Source organism: Candidatus Angelobacter sp. (genome assembly GCA_035607015.1).
GTDB lineage: Bacteria > Verrucomicrobiota > Verrucomicrobiia > Limisphaerales > AV2 > AV2.
Window position 1 is genome coordinate 1 of the sequence record DATNDF010000424.1, and the last position, 19,448, is coordinate 19,448.

Sequence of the window (19,448 nt, forward strand, 5' to 3'; positions counted from 1 at the left end):
TATGCGCGAAGCGCGAGCGATGCCGGACTCCAGTCGGCCTACGGCCTCCTTCCGTCCAGCATCGCGAAGAATAGAAACCGAACGAACAACAAACCGGCAGAACTTCAGTTATGAAGTGTCCCACCAACGGGGTCAGGTCAAGAGGATAGCCTGTTTCCAGAGAGAGGGTAAAAAAGCCCACCACCGGTGGCACCTTGACCGATGAACGACACGGCGGGCCGATTCGTTGTGAGTTCATTTTCGTTGTGAGTTCATTTTTCTGGAGCGGTTTGAGCACAGAACCCGGTGCTACGTTGTTCATGCTCTTTCCCGCGCGGCAATTTTTTGAAGTGACACCGCGCATGGACGCCTGATACAAAAAAGGCGCAAGCCGGAGCAGATTATTGACCCGGCTTGAATTGGCGGAAAAACCGCAAGCCGGTAATGCGATATGACGAGTTTGAATTCTTTCGGCCCGACGGTCCTGATCGGCAGACCTGAAAACACGGGGGTTCTTTAGCGAGTTGCCGGCGCGTCGCCCGGTCCGAACCGGTTCCGCCGCCCGTTTCCTTGGCAAGGATAATCGATGCTTCGTTCAAAACGTGGTCAGTGTCTCCTGGCAATCGCGGCGGGATTTTCCGCGGCGGGCGCACATGCCTTGGCGGTGGATGCGACCGACCTTCTGGTTTATAGCATCGGCCCGGTACACCTGAAACCGCAACTCGGGGCGTCCGCGCAATTCAATGACAACATATTTTATCGCCCGGACAAACCTCTTCCCGGATTCCCCAACCAGCCTGTCGAGAGCGACTATCTCGCCATCATAAGCCCGGGAATAAACCTGCAACTCGGCCGCCGGGATGCCAATCACATCTTTTTCGATTACCGGATGGATGAGTCGCTTTATACGCAACATAGGGATTTGGATCACCGGGAACACACATTTTCTCTGGACAGCCATTTGCAGGGCAATCGCCTCAGTTTCGAGGTCAACAGCCAGGTGCAATTACTCGCGGGCATCCTCGGCGGCAACTTCGTCAGCACAACAAATATTCTGGGCCAGCGGGTCGAACGGTCCGTGTATTCTGAGAATGCCCGCGTCGAGTACCGGTTGACGGAGAAAGTTGGAGTGTATGGAGCTTTCGCATTCGACGACGCGGACTACAAGCAAGGAACGCCGCTTTACGACCAGAACACAATGGTCGGCACAGCGGGTTTTTCCTTCAATCCCGCGCCGAAATGGGGGCTTTTCGGCGAACTGCATTACGGGCAATCCGCAAGTTCTCCGAATTCGACCTCTTTGCCGGACGCCCCTTACACCATTTCCTACGGAGGTTTTGTCGGTGCGAAGGGCGATTTCACAACCCGGTTGAGTGGCAGTGTAAAGGTGGGGTACGAGATTCTAGAGTTTAGTGGGAACATTCCGGGCAGCAGTTCTCCCGTGGTGGAAGCGTCTCTGACGGATAAATTTTCCGATCGAACCACCGCATCACTGAGCTACTCGCGTCGAAACAATGTTTCCGTGCAGATTGCCAACGCCGCCTTTGTTTCGGACGCGGTTTCGGCCAGTCTGACTCACACGATCACCTCCGATGGCAAGTTTCACGCGGCAGTCGCAGGGACATTTGGCAATTACACGTACGAAGACTCGGGGGCGTTTGCTTCGCGGCTCGACCGCACCTATGGAGTGGATTTCGCGCTGATCTATAACCCGCAGCTCTGGCTTTCCACTCGTCTCGCATATGGTTACCAGAGATTCGACAGCAACGTGACGTTTGACTACAATGTGAACACCGTTACCTTTACACTCTCGGTGGGCTATTAATGTATGAACAGGTTCATGACGATTCACATTGTCCTGTGCTGGCTTTGCCTGGCAGTTCCTGCGGCGGAACGAACCGGCGCCGCCGAAGTCGCGGAAGGCGACCGCAAGATCGCGCCGCTGGACATTCTTAACATCGATGTCGTCGGCGAAAAGGACTTGAGCAAGGAATTGCGGGTTTCTTCCAGCGGAACGGTGACATTTCCGTTTTTGGGAAGCATCGAAGTCAAAGGCAAAACGCCCGCTGAAGTCGAGGACATGCTCCGGGAAAAACTGGGCAAAGACTATCTGGTTGATCCGCAGGTGATCGTCACGGTGAAGGAATATCGAACGCGCTCCGTTTCAGTCATCGGACAGGTCAACAAACCCGGAGTCATCGTCCTTCCGGCGGAACAGAAGATGGACGTGCTTGAAGCCATTGCGCAGGCGGGCGACCTGACGAAATCTGCCAACAAAAACCGGATCGAGGTCAGCCGCAAGGGCGAGACGCGCAAATTTACGCTCGATGAGTTGAAGAAGGAAAGCGATCCTAAAAAGAAATTCTGGCTCGAGCCCGGTGACGTAATCTACGTTCACGAATCGTTTTTCTGATGTATGGAACATGGCGCTCCGGAAACTGCTGACGTCGTGGTGCACGAAGAAAAGATAAATCTTCGGCATTACTGGCATGTCATTCTGGAGCGGCGCTGGCTGGTTTTTACCGCGCTCTTTTCGGTTTTTGCGCTGTGCCTGATCTACCTGTTCAATGCCCAGCGGATTTTCCAGGCCACCGCGCGGATGCAAATCGACCGTGAATCCGACAATGTTCTGAACATCAAGGATGTGTTCGCCGTGGACGGGCGCGAGCAGGATTACCTCCAGACCCAGTACAAAAACCTGCAAAGCCGCTCGCTGATCCAGTCCGTGGCCGCCAAGCTGAAACTGGACAGGGATCCGCGTTACGCCCGCAGCACCGACGTTGTCAAGGCCGTCGCGCAGGACATCACCATTGCTCCCATTCGGCTGAGCCGGCTCGTGGATGTAAAGGTCGAGCATCCTGATCCGAAACAGGCGGCCGCCATCGCGAATACCCTGGTGGAAACCTTCATCCAGCAGAATCTGGATCAGAAGATGAGCAAATCGCTCGATGCGTTGCGCTGGTTGAAGGTGGAGGCCGACACGCTCGAACGGGACGTTGAGCAAAAGGACCTCGCGCTGCAAACTTATCGAGTCGAAAAGAAAATGGTTTCACTGGAGGAAAGCCAGAATATTGTTCTGCAGGCGCTCAAACAGGCGCAGGCTGATCTGGACAAGGCGCGCAGCGACGCCGCGTCCGCCCAGAAACTCGACGAAGAAGTCGAACGATTGCTCAAGTCAGGGACCAGTATTGACGCCATTCCGCAGGTGGCCGGGAACCCGTTGATTCAGGACATGAGGAAATCACTGGCCGAAAAAGAAGCCCTGCTGGCGAACCTCCTCAAACGTTACAAGGACAAGTATCCTGACGTCATTCGCGTGCGGGAGGAAATCGCGTCACTGAAGGATTCGATTCAAAGGGAATCGCAAAAGGTCCGGGAAGCGATCCGCGCCGAGTCGGAACTTGCCAGGGCAAAAGAATCCATCATGGTCGGCGAACTGAAGAAGAAGGAGCAGGAATCTTTCGAGCTGAGCCAGCTGCGAATTCAGTATGACGTGCTCAACCGGCAGGCCGATCAAAGCAAGCTGCTCTACAATGTGGTTCTCCAGCGCATGAAGGAAACCGACCTGACCTCCAAGGACAAGGCTCAGAACATGCGCGTGGTGGACGCGGCCGTGGTGCCGATGAATCCGGTGAAGCCGCGCGTCGTGCTGACTTTGTTCCTTGGCATCATTGGCGGCCTGGGTATCGCCATCGGTCTGGCCTTCTTTGTCAATTACCTTGATGACTCGATCAAGAGTCAGGACGATATCGAGACATACCTTCGCCTGCAGTTTCTTGGTTACATCCCGAATATCAAAACCAACAGCCTGCTTGAACGCGATCTACAGGCGCATCTGCGTCCCCAATCGAACGCGGCCGAGGGCTTTCGCACGCTTCGGGCCGCAGTCGCGCTTTCCCCCAACTCTGATAAATACCGCGTTCTCACCGTTACCAGCACCATTCCTTCGGAAGGCAAATCGCTTGTCGCCTCCAACTTGGCGATCGTCATGGCGCAGACTGGGTTGAAGACGTTGCTGGTGGATGCTGATTTGCGCCGACCCTCGGTGCATAAGGTCTTCCGCCTGCAAAGTCCCATCGGCCTTTCCTCCTACCTGATGGACAAGGTAAAAAGCGTTGATGAGTTCATTCATACCACCGAGGTGCCGAATTTGGACGTGGTCTGCTGCGGTGCCGTGCCTTCGTCCCCGTCGGAACTCGCGGGCTCGAAGCGGATGAGGCAGTTTCTGGACGAAATCCGGAGCCGGTACGACCGGGTGATTTTCGACTGCCCTCCGGTATCGGCGGTAAGTGACCCCTTATTGATCGCCTCGCTTTCAGATGGGGCGGTGTTCGTCGCCAAGTTCAACAAAATCCGCCGCGACCACGCGCGCAAGACGATCCAGCGCATTCAAGATGCGGGCATACACATCCTGGGAGTGGTGTTGAACGACATCGATTTCGAAGGCAAGGATTCCTACTACTACTCCTACTACTATTACCAGAACCGTTACTACTCCAGTCACTACAGCCCGAATTCCGGCAAGATCGAGAAGGAGAAACCGGAGGAACTTAAGAAGGCTGGTTAAAGGTATTTTTTTAAGAGCGGGTTGAGTGCTGCCCTGGTCCTGGCCGGCCAGAGCTTTTTATCCGTCAGGATTGCGTTCTGGAGCGCATGGTGGCAGGAGCAGCCGGATTCGGTCGGGATCTGCGGCAGCACGCGCTGAACGATTTCCTTCGCCTGCGTGGCGTTTCGTTGCAGATTCGCAATCACCATCTCGACGGTCACGTGCGCTTCGTCCACCTTCCAGCAGTCGTAATCCGTCACCATGGCCATCGTCGCGTAGGCGATCTCCGCTTCGCGCGCACACTTGGCCTCGCCCAGGTTGGTCATGCCGATCACGTCGTAACCGAGGTTGTGGTTGGTCATTGATTCCGATCGTGTGCTGAATGCCGGGCCCTCCATGTTCACGTAGGTGCCGCCGTCGTGGACCTTTGCCCCCACCGCGCGGCAGGTTTGCAGGAGCAACTGCCGCAATTCCTCGCAGATCGGGTCGGCAAAGGCGATGTGCGCCACGATGCCGCGCCCAAAGAAAGTGTGCTCCGGCGATTTCTTCGTGCGGTCCATGAACTGGTTCGGCAGCACGATGTCGCACGGCTGATAACGGGCCTGCAGCGACCCGACCGCGCTGACGCTGATGATCCAGGCGACGCCGAGCTTTTTCATCGCCCAGATGTTGGCGCGATGGTTGAGTTCGCCGGGGAGAATGCGGTGCCCGCGACCGTGACGCGGCAGAAACGCAACCTGGCGTCCCGCGAGCTGGCCGGTCAGAAAACTGTCGGACGGCTGGCCGAACGGCGTTTTGACCTTCACCCATTTCTGTTTGGTGAAACCTTCGATGTGATACAATCCGCTGCCGCCGATGATGCCGATTCGATGTAAAGTCATGATTCCGGGTGATGCGTTTATCTTGTGAGCAATAGTGTCCCGAGGGCCGCCGGGTTCGTAATTCAATAAAGTAACAAACCCGCGTACCCGATTGCTGCGGGCAAATCAACGTCAATCAACGGTCGCCGTCCAGTTTTAAAGCATGCGGTGTTCGTTTTGTGGACACCCGATCGCGGCGATCAGGCGGCAAAAAATTCACGATGACGAGAGACCGGAAAAGATGCGGGCGGACAATCATCAGGTGTTCACCCCACTTCTGAGCCGGTTCGCAGCGTGTTAACGTCAGGTGCCGCAGAGAACCGGTGAAACGGGTTTGAACAAAGAACTACGAATCCTGATCCTGGAAGATGTCGCCACGGACGTGGTGATCATCAATCGTGAATTGCGCAAAAGCGGCCTCGCCTTCCGCTCCATTCGAATTGAGACGCGGGAGGATTTTTTGCGGGAGCTTCAGGATGACACTCCTGACCTGATTTTTTCCGACCACGGTCTTCCGAAGTTCAACGGATTTGCCGCCCTGGCTTTGGCCCAGGAAAAGTGCCCGGGTATCCCGTTTATTTTCGTCACGGGTTCGGAGCGGGAAGAAACGGCGGTTGAAACATTCAAAAAGGGTGCCACGGACTTTGTCCTCAAGGCACGGTTGTCGGATCTGGGCCCCGCCGTGCAGCGGGCCTTGCAACTCGTGGAGGAACGGGCCCGCCGGCGCGAGGCGGAACGGGCGTTGCAAAAGAGTGAGGAACGCTTCCAGCAACTCGTCGAGCTGTGCCCCGACGCGCTTTTTGTACAAAGCGATGACTGCATCGTGTTCGCCAATTCGGCCACCGCCCGGTTGCTGGGCGCGGCCAGTGTCGAACAGCTCATCGGCAAGCCGATGAAGGAATTCGTCCACCCGGAATGTTGGGAGACGCTGCAACAACGCCTGCGCGAGTTGAGGGAGGAGGGTACCACCCTGTTCTGGAAGTCCGCGCAAGGCCGCGTGCAGCAGCTGGAAGGAGAAGAGCCCGTCGTTCCGTTCTACGACGAAAAATTTGTGCGTCTGGATGGCCGGGTGGTGGACGTGGAGGTGGCCGCCGCTCCTTTGACCTTTGAAAACCGTCCGTCCGTGCAGATCATCGCCAGAGACATTGCCCAGCGTAAGCGCGCCGCGGAGTAACAAAGTCGAGTTGGTAAGGCCGGTGTCCGTCGATCCAGAGAGGGGTGATTCCATTCTGTCGAACCGCCTGAGCGTCTTTAGGGGAAGGTGCGCAAAGGCCGCCTGGAGTGGCTCAGTCCCCGCGTGACTCTGGCGGCGGCCTCGCAAACGATGTCCAACATTCCGGCCGCTGTTGAAGCCTGTCCATTCGTCTGGCAAAAACGCTGCCATGAAGGGCGCAGGAATGAGGTCCTGTGTCCTGCCGTATTAACGGCATCGGAAAACCGATTTCTTCAAAAATGGATCGTCAAGGATTGTCACGGGTTGCATTCTGAAAACTCGAATTGCCCAGACCAATCATTATGCAAACAAGTCGTTTTCTGACGTCCAGTCCGAGCGCGCAAATTTCGTGTCTCATCACCGGCACATTGATGTGCGCGGTCGCGGGCCGCATTGGCGTCGCACACGGCGCTTCCACGAACTTGCTGGGATTCACGGCGGAGTCTGCTGTGGAACAGCGGGCTCTCGAAAAACAATTCGACGCCCTGCTCGATCCCGCGGATCAACGCGCTTGGCTCGAACGCATGTCGGCGGAACCGAACCATGTGGGTTCGCCTCACAACAAGGCCAACGCCGAATTCATGCTTGAAAAACTTCGCGAGTGGGGCTGGGACGCCCGGATCGAAACGTTTTACGTCCTTTTTCCCACGCCCAAAAAAGTCGCGCTGGAACTGGTCGCCCCGACGCAATTCACCGCGCGGCTCCACGAACCCGCAGTAGATGGCGATCGTACTTCGGACAGGACACAGAATGCCCTGCCACCTTACCACGCGTATGGGGCCGACGGTGATGTCACCGGCGAACTGGTCTATGTGAATCAGGGCATGCCGGACGATTACAAGGAACTCGACCGTCACGGCGTCAGCGTGAAGGGCCGGATTGTGATCGCGCGTTATGGCGGTGGCTGGCGCGGCCTTAAGCCCAAGCTTGCCTACGAGCACGGCGCCGTCGGCTGCATTATTTATTCGGATCCGCGTGACGATGGTTACTCCGTGGGCGACGTCTATCCCCGGGGCGGCTACCGTCCACCCGAAGGCGTCCAACGGGGTTCTGTGCAGGATTTGCCGGTTTATCCGGGCGATCCTCTGACGCCGGGTATCGGTGCGACAAAAGACGCCAGACGCTTGTCCATTCCGGACGCGAAGACGGTGCTCAAAATTCCGGTGCTGCCGGTTTCGTACGCCGACGCGCAACCGTTGCTCGCGGCTCTCGACGGCCCGGTGGCGCCGACCGGCTGGCGCGGCGCCCTGCCGATCACTTACCATATTGGTCCGGGTCCGGCCAGGGTGCATCTTGTTGTTGCATCGGACTGGAGCGAAACGCCGATTTACAATGTGGTCGCTACCCTTCGCGGAAGAGAGCAACCGGACGAGTGGGTGATTCGCGGCAATCACCATGACGGTTGGGTGTTTGGAGCCTGGGACCCGCTGGCGGCCAACGTGGTGTTGATGGCCGAGGCCAAAGCCATCGGCGCCCTCGTCCGGAACGGATGGAAACCGAAGCGCACGCTGATTTACGCGAGTTGGGACGGCGAAGAACCCGGCTTGCTCGGCTCCACGGAATGGGTCGAGACCCATGCCGACGAGTTGCACCGCAAGGCGGTGTTGTACGTAAACTCTGATACCAACGGGCGCGGCTTTCTCAGGGCGGGCGGCAGCCATTCGTTGCAGGCGCTCGTCAACCAGGTCGCCGCCGAAGTGCGCGATCCTCAAACCGGCGCAACCGTGTTCGAGCGTCTCCGGGCAAGGGTTATGGTGGACGGCAACGAGAAGGGCGCGGAAGAAGAGAACAAAAAAATCGCCCGGCGGGTCTCCTCCGGCGCGGCCCCGCCCATCAGTGCCCTCGGCTCCGGATCCGATTACACTCCTTTTTTGCAGCACCTCGGCATCGCCTCGCTGGATATCCGGTACGGCGGCGAAGACAACGACAGTGGTATTTATCACTCGGCGTACGATTCATTCGATCATTTTCTGCGGTTCGGCGATCCCGGGTTTGCCTACGGCGTCGCCCTCGCCGAAACCATCGGCCGCGTCGTGTTGCGCACGGCGGACGCCGACGTGCTGCCCATGCGCTTCGGCGATTTTGCCGACACGGTGGGGCAATACGTGGAGGAACTGCACAAACTCGCGGATGACATGCGCGAGCGCACCGAACAGCAACACCGTTTGCTCGATCAACACGCCTTCACGCTCGCTGCGGATCCGACGGAAACCTGTTTGCCGCCCGCACGCGAATCGAGCGTGCCGTACATTAATTTCGCGCCTCTCGACAACGCGCTGTCGAAGCTCAGGCGAAGCGCCAAAGCCTGCGATGAAGCCTGCGCGAAGGCGGCTGATTTCGATTTCAAATCGGGCGAGCCGAAACTCGCGCGCTTGAACGGGCTGCTCCAGGGCCTGGAACAAAGGCTTGTTTATTCGCCGGGCCTGCCCGGTCGTGAATGGTACAGGCACATGATCTACGCGCCGGGACTGCACACGGGTTACGGCGTAAAGACACTGCCAGGTGTGCGCGAGGCCATCGAACAGCGCCGCTGGCCGGAGGTGGACCATTACATGATCATCATCGCCGGAGCGCTCAACGCGTACAGTGACCGGCTGGATGAGGTCACATCCACGCAACACTGAGCCCGCATGGTGTCGTAAGGGCGCGACTTTGCTATGCCCAACCAATGCGAGCTTTAAGCGCCCGCCGGAGGCACCTGCGGGGAATCCGTTCCAGCCCGGAGACAACGTAACAATACCACCGACGATTGCACAGTTGGTGTCCACGCCGCCGCACACAGGTGCGGCAGCGGCAACAGCCTTGCGCTGGTTGTGGAGATGTTTCGCCACAGACCAGCGATTCACGTCACGCCACACGCAAGGCGATACGACAAGCTCGCGCGGTTCAAACGTTGCCGATGGCTGTTCGAAGCGATTCCGGGGACTTTCTTCTTGTCGCCAGGCATCGGAAAGTTACGATTCGGTCATTCCGTAGAAGAGAGAACCTTCATGAGCTCTCGATTCGTAGCATTTGGCGACCCTTCCAAAGTCCATGAAACACACTACAATTAACCCTTTCTCGCGTGCCATGACGCGGCGTCAGTTTGTTGGCCGAACGCTGGCGGCCGGGATCATCAGCGCCGCGCCGGCCTTTTTGCGCGGGCAAAATCTCAACAGCAAATTGAACATCGCGTTCATCGCCGCTGGCGGACGCGCGAACGCGAGCCTGGGCGAACTCACGATTGTGCCGGGACGCAGTGCGGGCGGCGGCAAGAAGGGCAGGTCAGCTGATCCACACGCAGGGCCGCATCCCGACGAGAATGTCACGGTGCTCTGCGACGTGAACCAACTCGCGCTGGACTCCGCGTCGCAGCGTTACCCACGGGCCAAACAATTCACGGACCTTCGGCGCGTGTTCGATCAGCCGAACGACTTCGACGCCGTCGTGGTCTCCACGGCCGAGCACACGCATGCATTCGCCACCTACCTCGCACTGACACATGGCAAGCACGTCTATTGCGAGAAGCCGCTCGCTTACAATATTTGGGAAACCCGCCTCATCCGCGAGACCGCCGCAAAATATCCGAAGCTGTCCACTCAAATGGGCAACCAGGGACACGCCTCGCCTGACCGGCGGAAGATCAAAGAAATTCTCAACGCCGGCGTCATCGGGCCAGTGCATGAAGTCCACGTTTGGGCGGACCGCGCCTGGGGATTGCAGGATGCGGCCTCCGCCGAGAAGTTCGACAAACCGCACGGATTCTACAACGGCATTCAGATTGTGGATCGGTTCAAAGAGGAAATGCCGGTCCCGCCAACCATGAAGTGGGACCTGTGGCTCGGGCCCGCGCCGGAACGGCCGTATCATGCGACCTATTTTCCCGGGCCGCGGTGGTATCGTTGGTGGGATTTCGGCAACGGCACAATGAGCGATCTCGGCAGTCACGACAACGACGTGCCCTTTACCGTGCTGGATCTGTGGCGTCCGGATGGAAAGGGTGGGAAGGTGTTGGCGCCGCTTTCGGTTGAATCCGTATCACCCAACGTCCCGAAGCCGCATCGTGAACTGGCACCAGCGACGCTCATGGCAACGTTTCAGTTCGCGGCTGCGGGCGCTCAACCGGCGTTAAAGCTCGTCTGGCATCAGGGCGACAGCAAACCGCCGGGCTGGGTGCCGGCCTGGGGCGGGCGCTCGTGCGTGTTCATCGGCGAAAAGGGCATGCTGCTCGGTAATGGCAAGCTGCTGCCCGAAGAGAAATTCAAGGACTTCCAAATGCCGCCCGAGACGCTGCCTCGCTCACCCGGTCATTGGGTCGAGTGGGTCAACTGCGCCAAGGGAAACGGACCCGTGCCGGGATCCAACTTCCAATATTCGGGTTGGACAACCGAATGCAATCACCTGGGCAACGTCGCTTATCGGACGGGAAAGAAAATCGAGTGGGATTATCAGAACCTGCGCGCGACGAACGCCGCGAATGCAGCCCCGTTCATCAAGCGGCCCGAGTATCGCAAGGGTTGGGACGATATCTTGAAGGCGTAGCGTTGGAATTTGTTGTCATTTTTTCCAAACGCGATTCCGCCAGTCGGTGGGCGACGTTCCTTCCCAGACTTGAAAGGCACGAAAGAACGAATTGGCGTCTTCAAAGCCCAGCAAGAAGGCGGCTTCGTTCAGTTCCACCGTGGGTTGTTTCAGATAATGCCGGGCAAGTTCACGTCGGGTCTCTTCAACGAGTTGTTGAAAGGTGATGCCTCCGTCAGTCAGGCGACGCTGAAGGGTGCGTGTGCTCATGCCAAGTTCTTGAGCGACATCTTGCAGCGTCGGCCGCTTTCCGGCCAATGAATGCCTGAGAGCGTCCTTCACCCGGTCGCTTACATTCACACTCGCGTTCCGGGCTTTGAGTTCGGAGTCCAACTGCGTTCCGATCATCGCCACCAATTCTTCATTATGAGTCACAAAGGAGCGGTCGAGATCACTGCTGCGAAATACCAGGGCGTCGCGGTCGGCCTTGAATCGCACACGGCAGCCAAAATGTCGTTCCAGCAATGTGCGATGCTTCGCGGGCCGGGTCAGCTCCAATCGCAGCGGCGCGATTTCGCCATCGGTGCCGCGCCGAGCAACACACAAGATCCATGAGAGCCCCAAATCAACCATGATGTCGGGTTGAGCTTCCCGGGCTTCGACGAAGAAGAATTCCACCGAGGCTTCCTGTGCTTTTCTGTGGACGCGAATTTCCTCCGGGCACGTCAGTTGTTTGTAACGAGCGAGCCGTTGTAAAGCATCGCCGAATGTCCGGCTGCAAACTCCGGCGATCGAAACCGGGTGGCTGCGCTCGAATCGTAATTCTGTGCCCAGCTTCAGCCCAAAACCGGGATCGGGACTCATTTCGGCAACGGTCCGCCAAAGCGCGAAGAGTTCGGCCGTCGTGACGTAGATTTTCTCTTGCTGGAAAAGACTGGCGGGCAGTCCGGCGCGTCGAAGCAATGTCGGTACGGCTATCTTCTCCACCGCGAATCGCTGCGCCCAAGCTTTGGTAATTCGGAATCGATCAGCCATCAATTTGATGGGTTAAAGTTAGCGTCCTCAAAAGCTAGGTTGATGGTTTTTCCTTCTGATTTCCTGTCGAGCTGGTCGGCGACTGATTTACCGCGCGCTTTGACAAAGGGCTTGATGGGTGTCACCTCAGTCCCGCCTTGAAAGCAGGGCCCCATCACTATGGTTAGTTTTTGGCCCGTGAATCGTCCAGACGTTGGTGCATTGAATGATGTCACCGGGACGCAGACTGTTTGTATGGCTCGTTGCATTGGGTTCTTGCGCTCCAATCCGACTTGAGACCAGCGACAGCAGGGCAACCGCGATCGTGAGTAGTTTTGGAATCATGGCGTTCTTACTTCGCCTTCACGTCGTAGAGAATAGTACGTCCAGGTCGCGGATATACATTTTGCCGGTGGCAATGAGGGGTGCGACCAGGAGTGAACTCGACTCGGGTTGGGCATCCGAAACTATGAGGAGAAGTTTTTTCATGGTTGGCCGACAGTTGGGGTTAGCGGCCAACCAGCTTCTGCAGGTGTTCGGGATAACGGGCTCCCTGAAACGTGATCTGATTGGAGGCGGCGTTGATTTCGCGCAGGTCCTCCGGTGTTAGTTTGACCGAGGCGGCTCCGAGGTTTTCGAGCAGGCGCGGCAGTTTCGTCGTCCCGGGAATCGGCACGATCCACGGCTTTTGGGCCAGCAACCAGGCGAGGGCGATCTGGGCAGGTGTTGCCTTCATCCGAGCGGCGATTGAATTGAGGAGATCGACCACGGCCTGGTTCGCCTTCCGGGCCTCGGGCGAGAAGCGGGGCACGACGTTCCGAAAATCCGTGGCGTCGAACTTGGTGTTTTCGTCAATCTTGCCCGTGAGGAACCCCTTGCCGAGCGGGCTGAAGGGCACGAAGCCGATTCCGAGTTCCTCGAGCGTCGGCATAATCTCCGCCTCTGGTTCCCGCCAAAACAGGGAGTATTCGCTCTGCAAGGCGGTGACCGGGTGGACCGCATTGGCGCGCCGGATGGTTTTCGCGCCAGCTTCCGAAAGGCCGAAATGCTTCACTTTGCCGGCTTGGATCAGTTCCTTCACCGCCCCGGCCACATCCTCGATGGGCACGTCCGGATCAACGCGGTGCTGATAGAAGAGGTCAATGACATCGGTTTTGAGCCGCTTTAGCGAGGCCTCCGCGACTTCCTTGATGTGGGCGGGCCGACTGTCGAGGCCGTCCATGCGCTCCCCATTCGGCCCAATTTTGAATCCAAACTTTGTGGCGATCTTCACCCGCTCGCGGAAAGGAGCGAGGGCTTCGCCCACAAGTTCCTCGTTCTTGAATGGACCGTAGATTTCCGCGGTGTCAAAGAAGGTGACGCCGTTTTCGACGGCGGATCGAATCACCGCGATCATCGCCTGCGTCTCTCCCGCCGGACCGTAGCCCGAGCTCATGCCCATACAGCCCAGCCCGATGGCCGAGACTTCCAAATTGCTCTTACCGAGTGTGCGCTTTTGCATATTTGATTTTCTTCTTTATCGCCCTTGTTGACCGACCTGTACGACGATCAACTTCTTTTGGTCGCGTATCAGCAGTTTGCCGTCTGACAGCCCTATGGGTGCCCAGTTGTTACCGGCTTCCATCAACTCGGCGCTGGCCAGCGGTTTGAATCCCGCCGGATCGGGTTCGATGAGATACAGCTTCTTGCTGCCGTCGGTGGCGAGGATCAGACCGTCGGCGAGGATTGCCCCGCCTTTGACGAACGCCGGATTCTGTCCGGTCTTCCACTTGACCTCGCCGCTCATGCTCATGCACACCAGCCCGTCCCTCCGTTCGTTGGTCGTGTACTGCGCATAGAAATGGTCCTTGTACAGGATCGGCGGTTGGGTATGAGACCCGAAGTCCGGGTTCTTAAACAACTCGGTAACCCCATAGGTCCCGTCGGCCTTCTTTGCCACCTGAATCATGGCGGACCCTGCGTTATACCCGCCGGCCAGGAGCATCCGTCCTTCGCCAGCGTCCACCGCGTGAGCGACCGGGATCCAGCAGTTGAAGTTGGTGTAGGTCCACAGGACTTTCCCGGTCAACGGGTCAATTCCGTTGACCCTTCCGCCGCTTGCGGCACGGCCAAATCCCTGTGCAGCGGTTATCATGACGAGTTGATCTTCCGCGCCGACTTTAACCAAGGAGGGCGTGACGTACGAAGTCCCGCTGTTGAGCGGAGATGACTGCGTGGTGGTGCCAGTGAGCGGAGCTGTTTTCCATTTGATATCACCGGTCGCTTTGTCGTACGCGACCACACCCGCTTGGGGCGCCTGAGAGGCCACGATCAGCAGGTTGCGGTAAATCAGCGGGTTCTGAACGATTCCCCATATTGGCAATTGGCCGCCCGCTGCGGGGGGCGCGAACGGGCTGGCGGGGACACCGCTGCCGCCGCCGAAATCCGTCCAGATGTTTTTATGCCAGACAGGCTTCTGGGTCGTCGTGCTGAAGCAGTACAGATCTCCGACCATACCCACGGTGTAACCACGGTCGCCATCCACGGTTGGGGTGGACCGGGATCCGGGAAACTCTACTTTGCCCGGACCGGCATAGGCGAAGGTCCAGAGTTCCTTGCCGTTGGAAAGATCGTAAACCCTTAACGTGTCGCCAACCTTGTCGTCGCGATCGAGGAGATAAACCTTGCCCGCGCTCACGGCGGGGCCACCGAAGCCGATGCCGAGCGGGGCAGTCCAGAGCACCTTTGGGCCGTCATTGGGCCAGGTTCGTAGTAGCCCTTTCTCGGTGGATTTACTATCGCGGCTCGGTCCATAGTATTGCGGCCAATCTGCGGAAAACCTTCAGGTCACAATAAGGGGCGCGAGGATCATCGTAATTAGCTTTGTTTCGGTCTTCATAGGGTTCCTGACTTATTTGTTGCTACTTTCCGGGCTCACTCCTAGGCGTGGTGATGGCATACAGCTGGGTTCTCGTCATCACATACAATACGCCGTTGGCCGGCACCGGCGTGCTGTACACTGAGTCCGCCATATCGATCACGGAGGGCTTCTTCATCACCGAACTCGCTTTGAAAACCGCAAGGTCCCCGTCGGCATCGCCCAGGTAAACCTTGCCATCCACCAGCAACGGAGATCCCCAGACCGGAGATTTGAGGTCGAAAGTCCAATATGGCTTTCCGGTCTTGACATCGAGGCAGTGCAGAATGCCATCAATGTCGGATAGGAAAGCCAACCCGTTGCCCACTGCCACTGTCGAAATGGAACGGTTGATCTTTTCGTACTGCCAGACTTTGCCGGATTCGGTGATATCACCCCGATTTGCCGGATTGATGCTGTACGCGGCTCCGCGTCCGCTGCCGCGGTCGGGATCTTGCCCCGCGCTCATGAGCACCTTGCCTTCGCTGAAAACAGGCGTGGAGATTCCGTAATTACGATCCTCCGGCGCGAGGCTCTTGGGGTTCAGATCAAATTTCCAGAGTCTCTCTCCCGTCCGGGCATTGAAGCCGTACATCCATCCATCTCCTCCCGCGAAGAATGCCTGCTGCACTCCATCGACCAGCCCAAGAGCCGGAGACGACCACTGGCCCCGAAGGATGCCGTCACCCGGAGAGTTGTCCTGCCAAACGACTTTGCCAGTGTTCTTGTTGACGGCGAGAAAGCTGGGTGCTTTCGGAGAGGGGATCCTGTCATCACTCCTGCCGTTGGACGTCTCCACGAAGACCAGGTCTTCCCAGATTACCGGGGACGAGTTCGCCATGTTGCGCTGGTAGACGCCCAGTTCCTTCATCATGTCGAGTTTCCACACGATGTCGGCATCGCCCGGTCCTTGGTAGACCTCGCCCTGAAAAGGCCCTTCGTTCTTGCCGTCCAGGAACCCTTCTGTGTCGAGGCAAACCAACTCTCCGCGGTTGCTCACGTAGTAAAGGCGCTTTCCATCCACCGCTGGGGAGGAGCAGACACCCTGCTCAGGGAAATCGTTTTGCGCTCCGGAAGCCAGTTTGTCGGTGACGGCCTGCCAGAGGAACTTGCCATCGGACTCCCGGAAGCACATGAGCACGCCCTTGTCCTCCTGGATATTGGGGTTCCTGGGATTCCCGTTGTTAGTGCCGAGGAAGATCTTCCCATCGGCCACTACCGGGTTTCCGAATGACGTCGAACCGATTTGCGCCTTCCATTTGATGTTTTTGCCGCTCTTGACATCCCAAGAATCGGGGAGGTTGATCATGGCGGAGGCCATGTTGCGTTGCGTTGTGCCACCCAACATCGGCCAGTCCTGCGAGATCAGTGGGAAGGGCGCCAAACCGGCGAGCACTAGCAAAGTGGAGCCGATCTTGACGTTCATTACTTCGCCTTAACGTCGTAGCAAAACAGGTCGCCCTGATCTCGTACGTATAACTTGCCATTGGCAATGACGGGGTGCGACCAGGAGTGGACTCCACTCGGGTCGGGTATCCGAAACCTGCCTCGTTCGAGGTATTCCTTGCGGCTTGGCTCGATTAATATTAATTCGTCCACGGCGCGGCTCGCTTCGGTATCCACCCGATAGTAAATTCGGCCGTCCGCGACTGCTACAGAACCTTTTTTCACTCGACGCTTGTCGGGGTCGCCCTCGTTCCAGAGAACCTCGCCTGTCTGAAAGTTGAGACAAACAAGGTAGCCAGTTCCGTTACCGCCGTTGCCGCCATAAAGCGCGCCGTCGATGACCGCCACACCACCATGATGGTTTTGTATGTTCGATGAGAACCACACTTCCTCGGCTTTGATACCGCCGTCGGCATCCTTGATCAATTTCACCAACCCGCCGCCCGCCCCATATGCCGAGGCGGCGAACACCTTGCCGTCCTGATAAATGGGGGTGGAAACGTTGATTCCAAAACCGTTGGCGGGCCTGGACCACTGCCAGAGCAACTTGCCATCGGAAGCCGCAACTCCGATGACTGCTTTAGCGGTAAATTGCACGTATTGGCGCTGTCCCTCAAAATCAATCGCAATCGCCGAGGAATAGGCCGCTCCCGAGCCGCCTCCGCGACCACCGCGACCACCGCGACCGCCCGAATCGCCTCCCGCACTGTCCGGCATTTGGGTCTGCCAGATGGTATTACCCGTCAGTTTGTCCAGGGCCACCAGCATCGCTTTATCGCTGCCGGGCGTGCAGATCACTTTGTTGCCATCAACCAGTGGTGATTCGCGGTAAGCCCAGGTTGGGGCAGTACCGCCAAAATCCGTTACGAAGTTCTTTTGCCAGACAATAGTGCCGTTCTCGGCGTTCAGACACACCAGATTGCCGGCATCCCCTACGACATACAGTCGGTCGCGATCGACCGTCGGAGTTGCTCCCGGTCCTTCGCTCCCCTGTGGCATGCCCTGTCCCCGGTAAGCGGGACCGAGTCGAGTAACCCAAAGTTCCTTGCCATTCGTTTCGGAGAGTGCCCAGACCACTTCGTTGCTGCCACGATTACTCATACCAAATAGGCGCCCGTCGGCAATGGATGGGGCGCTGAAGCCGCCGCCCAAATCACCGACCCTCCACGCGAGTGGGGGACCATCCTTCGGCCATTCTTTGAGCAGGCCAGTTTCCTTCGAGACCCCGTTGCGGTCGGGGCCTTGCCACTGCGGCCAATCAAACTGTCCACAGAAGGCGTGTTGCGCGAAAGTGGCAACCGTAAGAGCGAGTGCGATGGTTCGATACATATTTCCAGAATAGTCTCCAACGAAAGCTCGGTCACTCGCAAAACATGCCAATCTACTTGCGAAACACGCCAAACGGTCCGCCTCGAATTAAGCTGGTCGCCAGCTCTCGGTTTTGTGACTCTTTGACGATCCTCTCAAGGGCCATGAAGAAGAGTGAATTCTCCTCCGGCGCAATGCCACGGCGTCGATTTGTTGGAACCCTGGCCGCCGCGTCGGCAGCGGCTTTTTTCCCGGGAACCGTCGCCGCCCCGGCCGCGTCGCAGCGCAAACTGCGCAAGGCGATCATGTATTCCACCGTCGGAATGAAGGGCTCCGTGCTCGAAAGGTTCCGACTCATAAAGGACGCAGGGTTCGAAGGCGTGGAACCGATGGGCGGCATGAATCGCAACGAGGTCCTCGCGGCATTCAAGGACACGGGTTTGGGCGCCGCTAGCGTGTGCGACCACCTCCATTGGGTGAAACCGTTCTCGTCGCCCGATGAAGCGGACCGCAAAATCGGCTTCGACGCGCTCGTGCTCAGTTTGAACGACGCCCACGCTTATGGCGCGGGCAGCGTGCTGCTCGTGCCGGGCGTGGTGAGCGACGGCGTGAGTTACTCGCAATGTTGGGAGCGCTCCATCGTCGAAATCAAGAAGGCGGTTCCCTTGGCGAAAGAACTCGGCGTGAGAATCTCCATCGAGAATGTCGGCAATCATTTCATTACGAAACCCGAGCAGGCGATCGAATATCTCGACGCGATCAACAGCGAGTGGGTGGGCTGGCATTTCGACATAGGCAACGTGGGCGCCATAAACGGTCCGGCCGAGCGTTGGATCCAAGTGCTCGGCAAACGCATCAATAGAATCCACGTCAAAGATTTCAGCGCATCGGGCGGGCGCCCGAAATTGCTCGACGGCGACACCAACTGGCCGGCGGTGATGGGCGCCCTGGACCGCGCGGGTTACTCCGGTTGGGGGATCTCCGAGCAACCATCCGACCAGGCATCCAACGTCGAAACCGCCCGTGACTTGGCGCAGCGCATGGACAAGGTTTTTGCTTTGTGAGACGCGGCGTTGCGCGTCACGCCATACACAAAGTGGATACGGCAGGCCAGGTCGAGCCACGGCAAACTAGAACTCGCGCACGCGTTCGGCGTCGTCTTCCAAGAGATTGTCTGTAATCCGGGAATTAAGTCGGGAACTGTGAGCCGGATCAAGCCATTGATTTCCAACGGGAGCTGATTTCTCCGAAAGGGGATTCAGTTGGGAACAGGCGGGCCCCTGTGAGTGGCATGGGTGGAAATCGCATGTAATTTAGATGAACTGGAAACCTCCCGGCTATGCCGGGAAGACTCCCAGAGTTTGACAGCTCCGGGAGTGACTTGAGAATCCGTGTTGTGAACCGCTCAAGGTCAACAACAGGAAACTCAAGAAATGAACGAATATGAGAGTCTTAACCATACGAAGTAGGAATGCAAATATCATGTAGTGTTCATCCCGAAATACCGGCGCAAGGCACTCTATGGGTCGCTGCGCAAGCACTTGAGCAGTCTGTTCCGGGAATTGGCGCGGCACAAGGAAAGTGAGATTGGGGAAGGGCACCTGATGGTCGATCATGTGCACATGCTGCTGTCGATACCGCCGAAGTACTCGGTGTCGCAAGTGATGGGGTATCTGAAGGGAAAGA

Annotated in this window: 15 protein-coding genes; 8 read left to right on the forward strand and 7 right to left on the reverse strand. The window is 57.8% G+C overall.

Going from position 1 to position 19,448, the window contains the following annotated elements; genetic code table 11:
- The first annotated feature begins 565 nt into the window (after positions 1-565).
- The 3 genes from VN887_17030 to VN887_17040 are packed head-to-tail and all read left to right on the forward strand — an operon-like array spanning position 566 to position 4,546.
- Positions 566-1,804, forward strand: coding sequence for an outer membrane beta-barrel protein (locus VN887_17030; GenBank protein ID HXT41714.1), 1,239 nt, complete (start codon positions 566-568; stop codon positions 1,802-1,804).
- Between the two features lie 15 nt (positions 1,805-1,819).
- A complete protein-coding gene (locus tag VN887_17035; protein ID HXT41715.1) occupies positions 1,820-2,392 on the forward strand; it encodes a polysaccharide biosynthesis/export family protein in 573 nt (190 codons plus the stop codon).
- Between the two features lie 3 nt (positions 2,393-2,395).
- Positions 2,396-4,546: a polysaccharide biosynthesis tyrosine autokinase gene (locus VN887_17040; GenBank protein HXT41716.1), complete on the forward strand. Its 2,151-nt coding sequence runs from the start codon at positions 2,396-2,398 to the stop codon at positions 4,544-4,546.
- Here VN887_17040 and mtnP read toward each other — a convergent pair.
- Complete coding sequence (mtnP, locus tag VN887_17045; GenBank protein HXT41717.1) at positions 4,543-5,406, reverse strand: S-methyl-5'-thioadenosine phosphorylase; 864 nt, start codon at positions 5,404-5,406, stop codon at positions 4,543-4,545. The two genes, VN887_17040 and mtnP, sit on opposite strands and share 4 nt — an antisense overlap.
- Before the next feature lie 313 nt (positions 5,407-5,719).
- Between mtnP and VN887_17050 the strand changes: the two genes are divergently transcribed.
- The 3 genes from VN887_17050 to VN887_17060 all read left to right on the forward strand — a co-directional run bounded on the left by VN887_17050 (position 5,720) and on the right by VN887_17060 (position 11,119).
- On the forward strand, positions 5,720-6,559 hold the full coding sequence (locus VN887_17050) for a PAS domain S-box protein (GenBank protein HXT41718.1): 840 nt from the start codon (positions 5,720-5,722) through the stop codon (positions 6,557-6,559).
- A gap of 341 nt (positions 6,560-6,900) precedes the next feature.
- On the forward strand, positions 6,901-9,222 hold the full coding sequence (locus tag VN887_17055) for a M28 family metallopeptidase (protein ID HXT41719.1): 2,322 nt from the start codon (positions 6,901-6,903) through the stop codon (positions 9,220-9,222).
- A 445-nt stretch (positions 9,223-9,667) separates the two neighbouring features.
- Entirely contained in the window at positions 9,668-11,119 is a 1,452-nt protein-coding gene (locus VN887_17060) for a Gfo/Idh/MocA family oxidoreductase (GenBank protein HXT41720.1), read from the forward strand.
- A 15-nt stretch (positions 11,120-11,134) separates the two neighbouring features.
- On the opposite strand, the gene VN887_17065 is transcribed toward VN887_17060, so the two are convergent.
- The 6 genes from VN887_17065 to VN887_17090 form a co-directional block, all read right to left on the reverse strand.
- On the reverse strand, positions 11,135-12,133 hold the full coding sequence (locus VN887_17065) for an AraC family transcriptional regulator (protein ID HXT41721.1): 999 nt from the start codon (positions 12,131-12,133) through the stop codon (positions 11,135-11,137).
- 342 nt (positions 12,134-12,475) lie between these two features.
- Positions 12,476-12,601: a hypothetical protein gene (locus tag VN887_17070; protein ID HXT41722.1), complete on the reverse strand. Its 126-nt coding sequence runs from the start codon at positions 12,599-12,601 to the stop codon at positions 12,476-12,478.
- A gap of 19 nt (positions 12,602-12,620) precedes the next feature.
- Positions 12,621-13,613 (reverse strand): aldo/keto reductase, encoded by a 993-nt coding sequence (locus VN887_17075; protein ID HXT41723.1) that lies wholly within the window; start codon positions 13,611-13,613, stop codon positions 12,621-12,623.
- Positions 13,614-13,628: 15 nt separating this feature from the next.
- Positions 13,629-14,834, reverse strand: coding sequence for a PQQ-binding-like beta-propeller repeat protein (locus VN887_17080; GenBank protein ID HXT41724.1), 1,206 nt, complete (start codon positions 14,832-14,834; stop codon positions 13,629-13,631).
- A 178-nt stretch (positions 14,835-15,012) separates the two neighbouring features.
- Positions 15,013-16,434, reverse strand: coding sequence for a PQQ-binding-like beta-propeller repeat protein (locus tag VN887_17085; GenBank protein ID HXT41725.1), 1,422 nt, complete (start codon positions 16,432-16,434; stop codon positions 15,013-15,015).
- Positions 16,434-17,783 (reverse strand): PQQ-binding-like beta-propeller repeat protein, encoded by a 1,350-nt coding sequence (locus tag VN887_17090; protein HXT41726.1) that lies wholly within the window; start codon positions 17,781-17,783, stop codon positions 16,434-16,436. Before VN887_17090 ends, VN887_17085 begins: the two co-directional genes overlap by 1 nt.
- 143 nt (positions 17,784-17,926) lie before the next feature.
- On the opposite strand from VN887_17090, the gene VN887_17095 reads away from it, so the two are divergent.
- Complete coding sequence (locus tag VN887_17095; protein ID HXT41727.1) at positions 17,927-18,826, forward strand: sugar phosphate isomerase/epimerase family protein; 900 nt, start codon at positions 17,927-17,929, stop codon at positions 18,824-18,826.
- A 423-nt stretch (positions 18,827-19,249) separates the two neighbouring features.
- Positions 19,250-19,448 (forward strand): IS200/IS605 family transposase (tnpA, locus tag VN887_17100; protein HXT41728.1); only part of this gene is annotated, 199 nt, incomplete at its 3' end.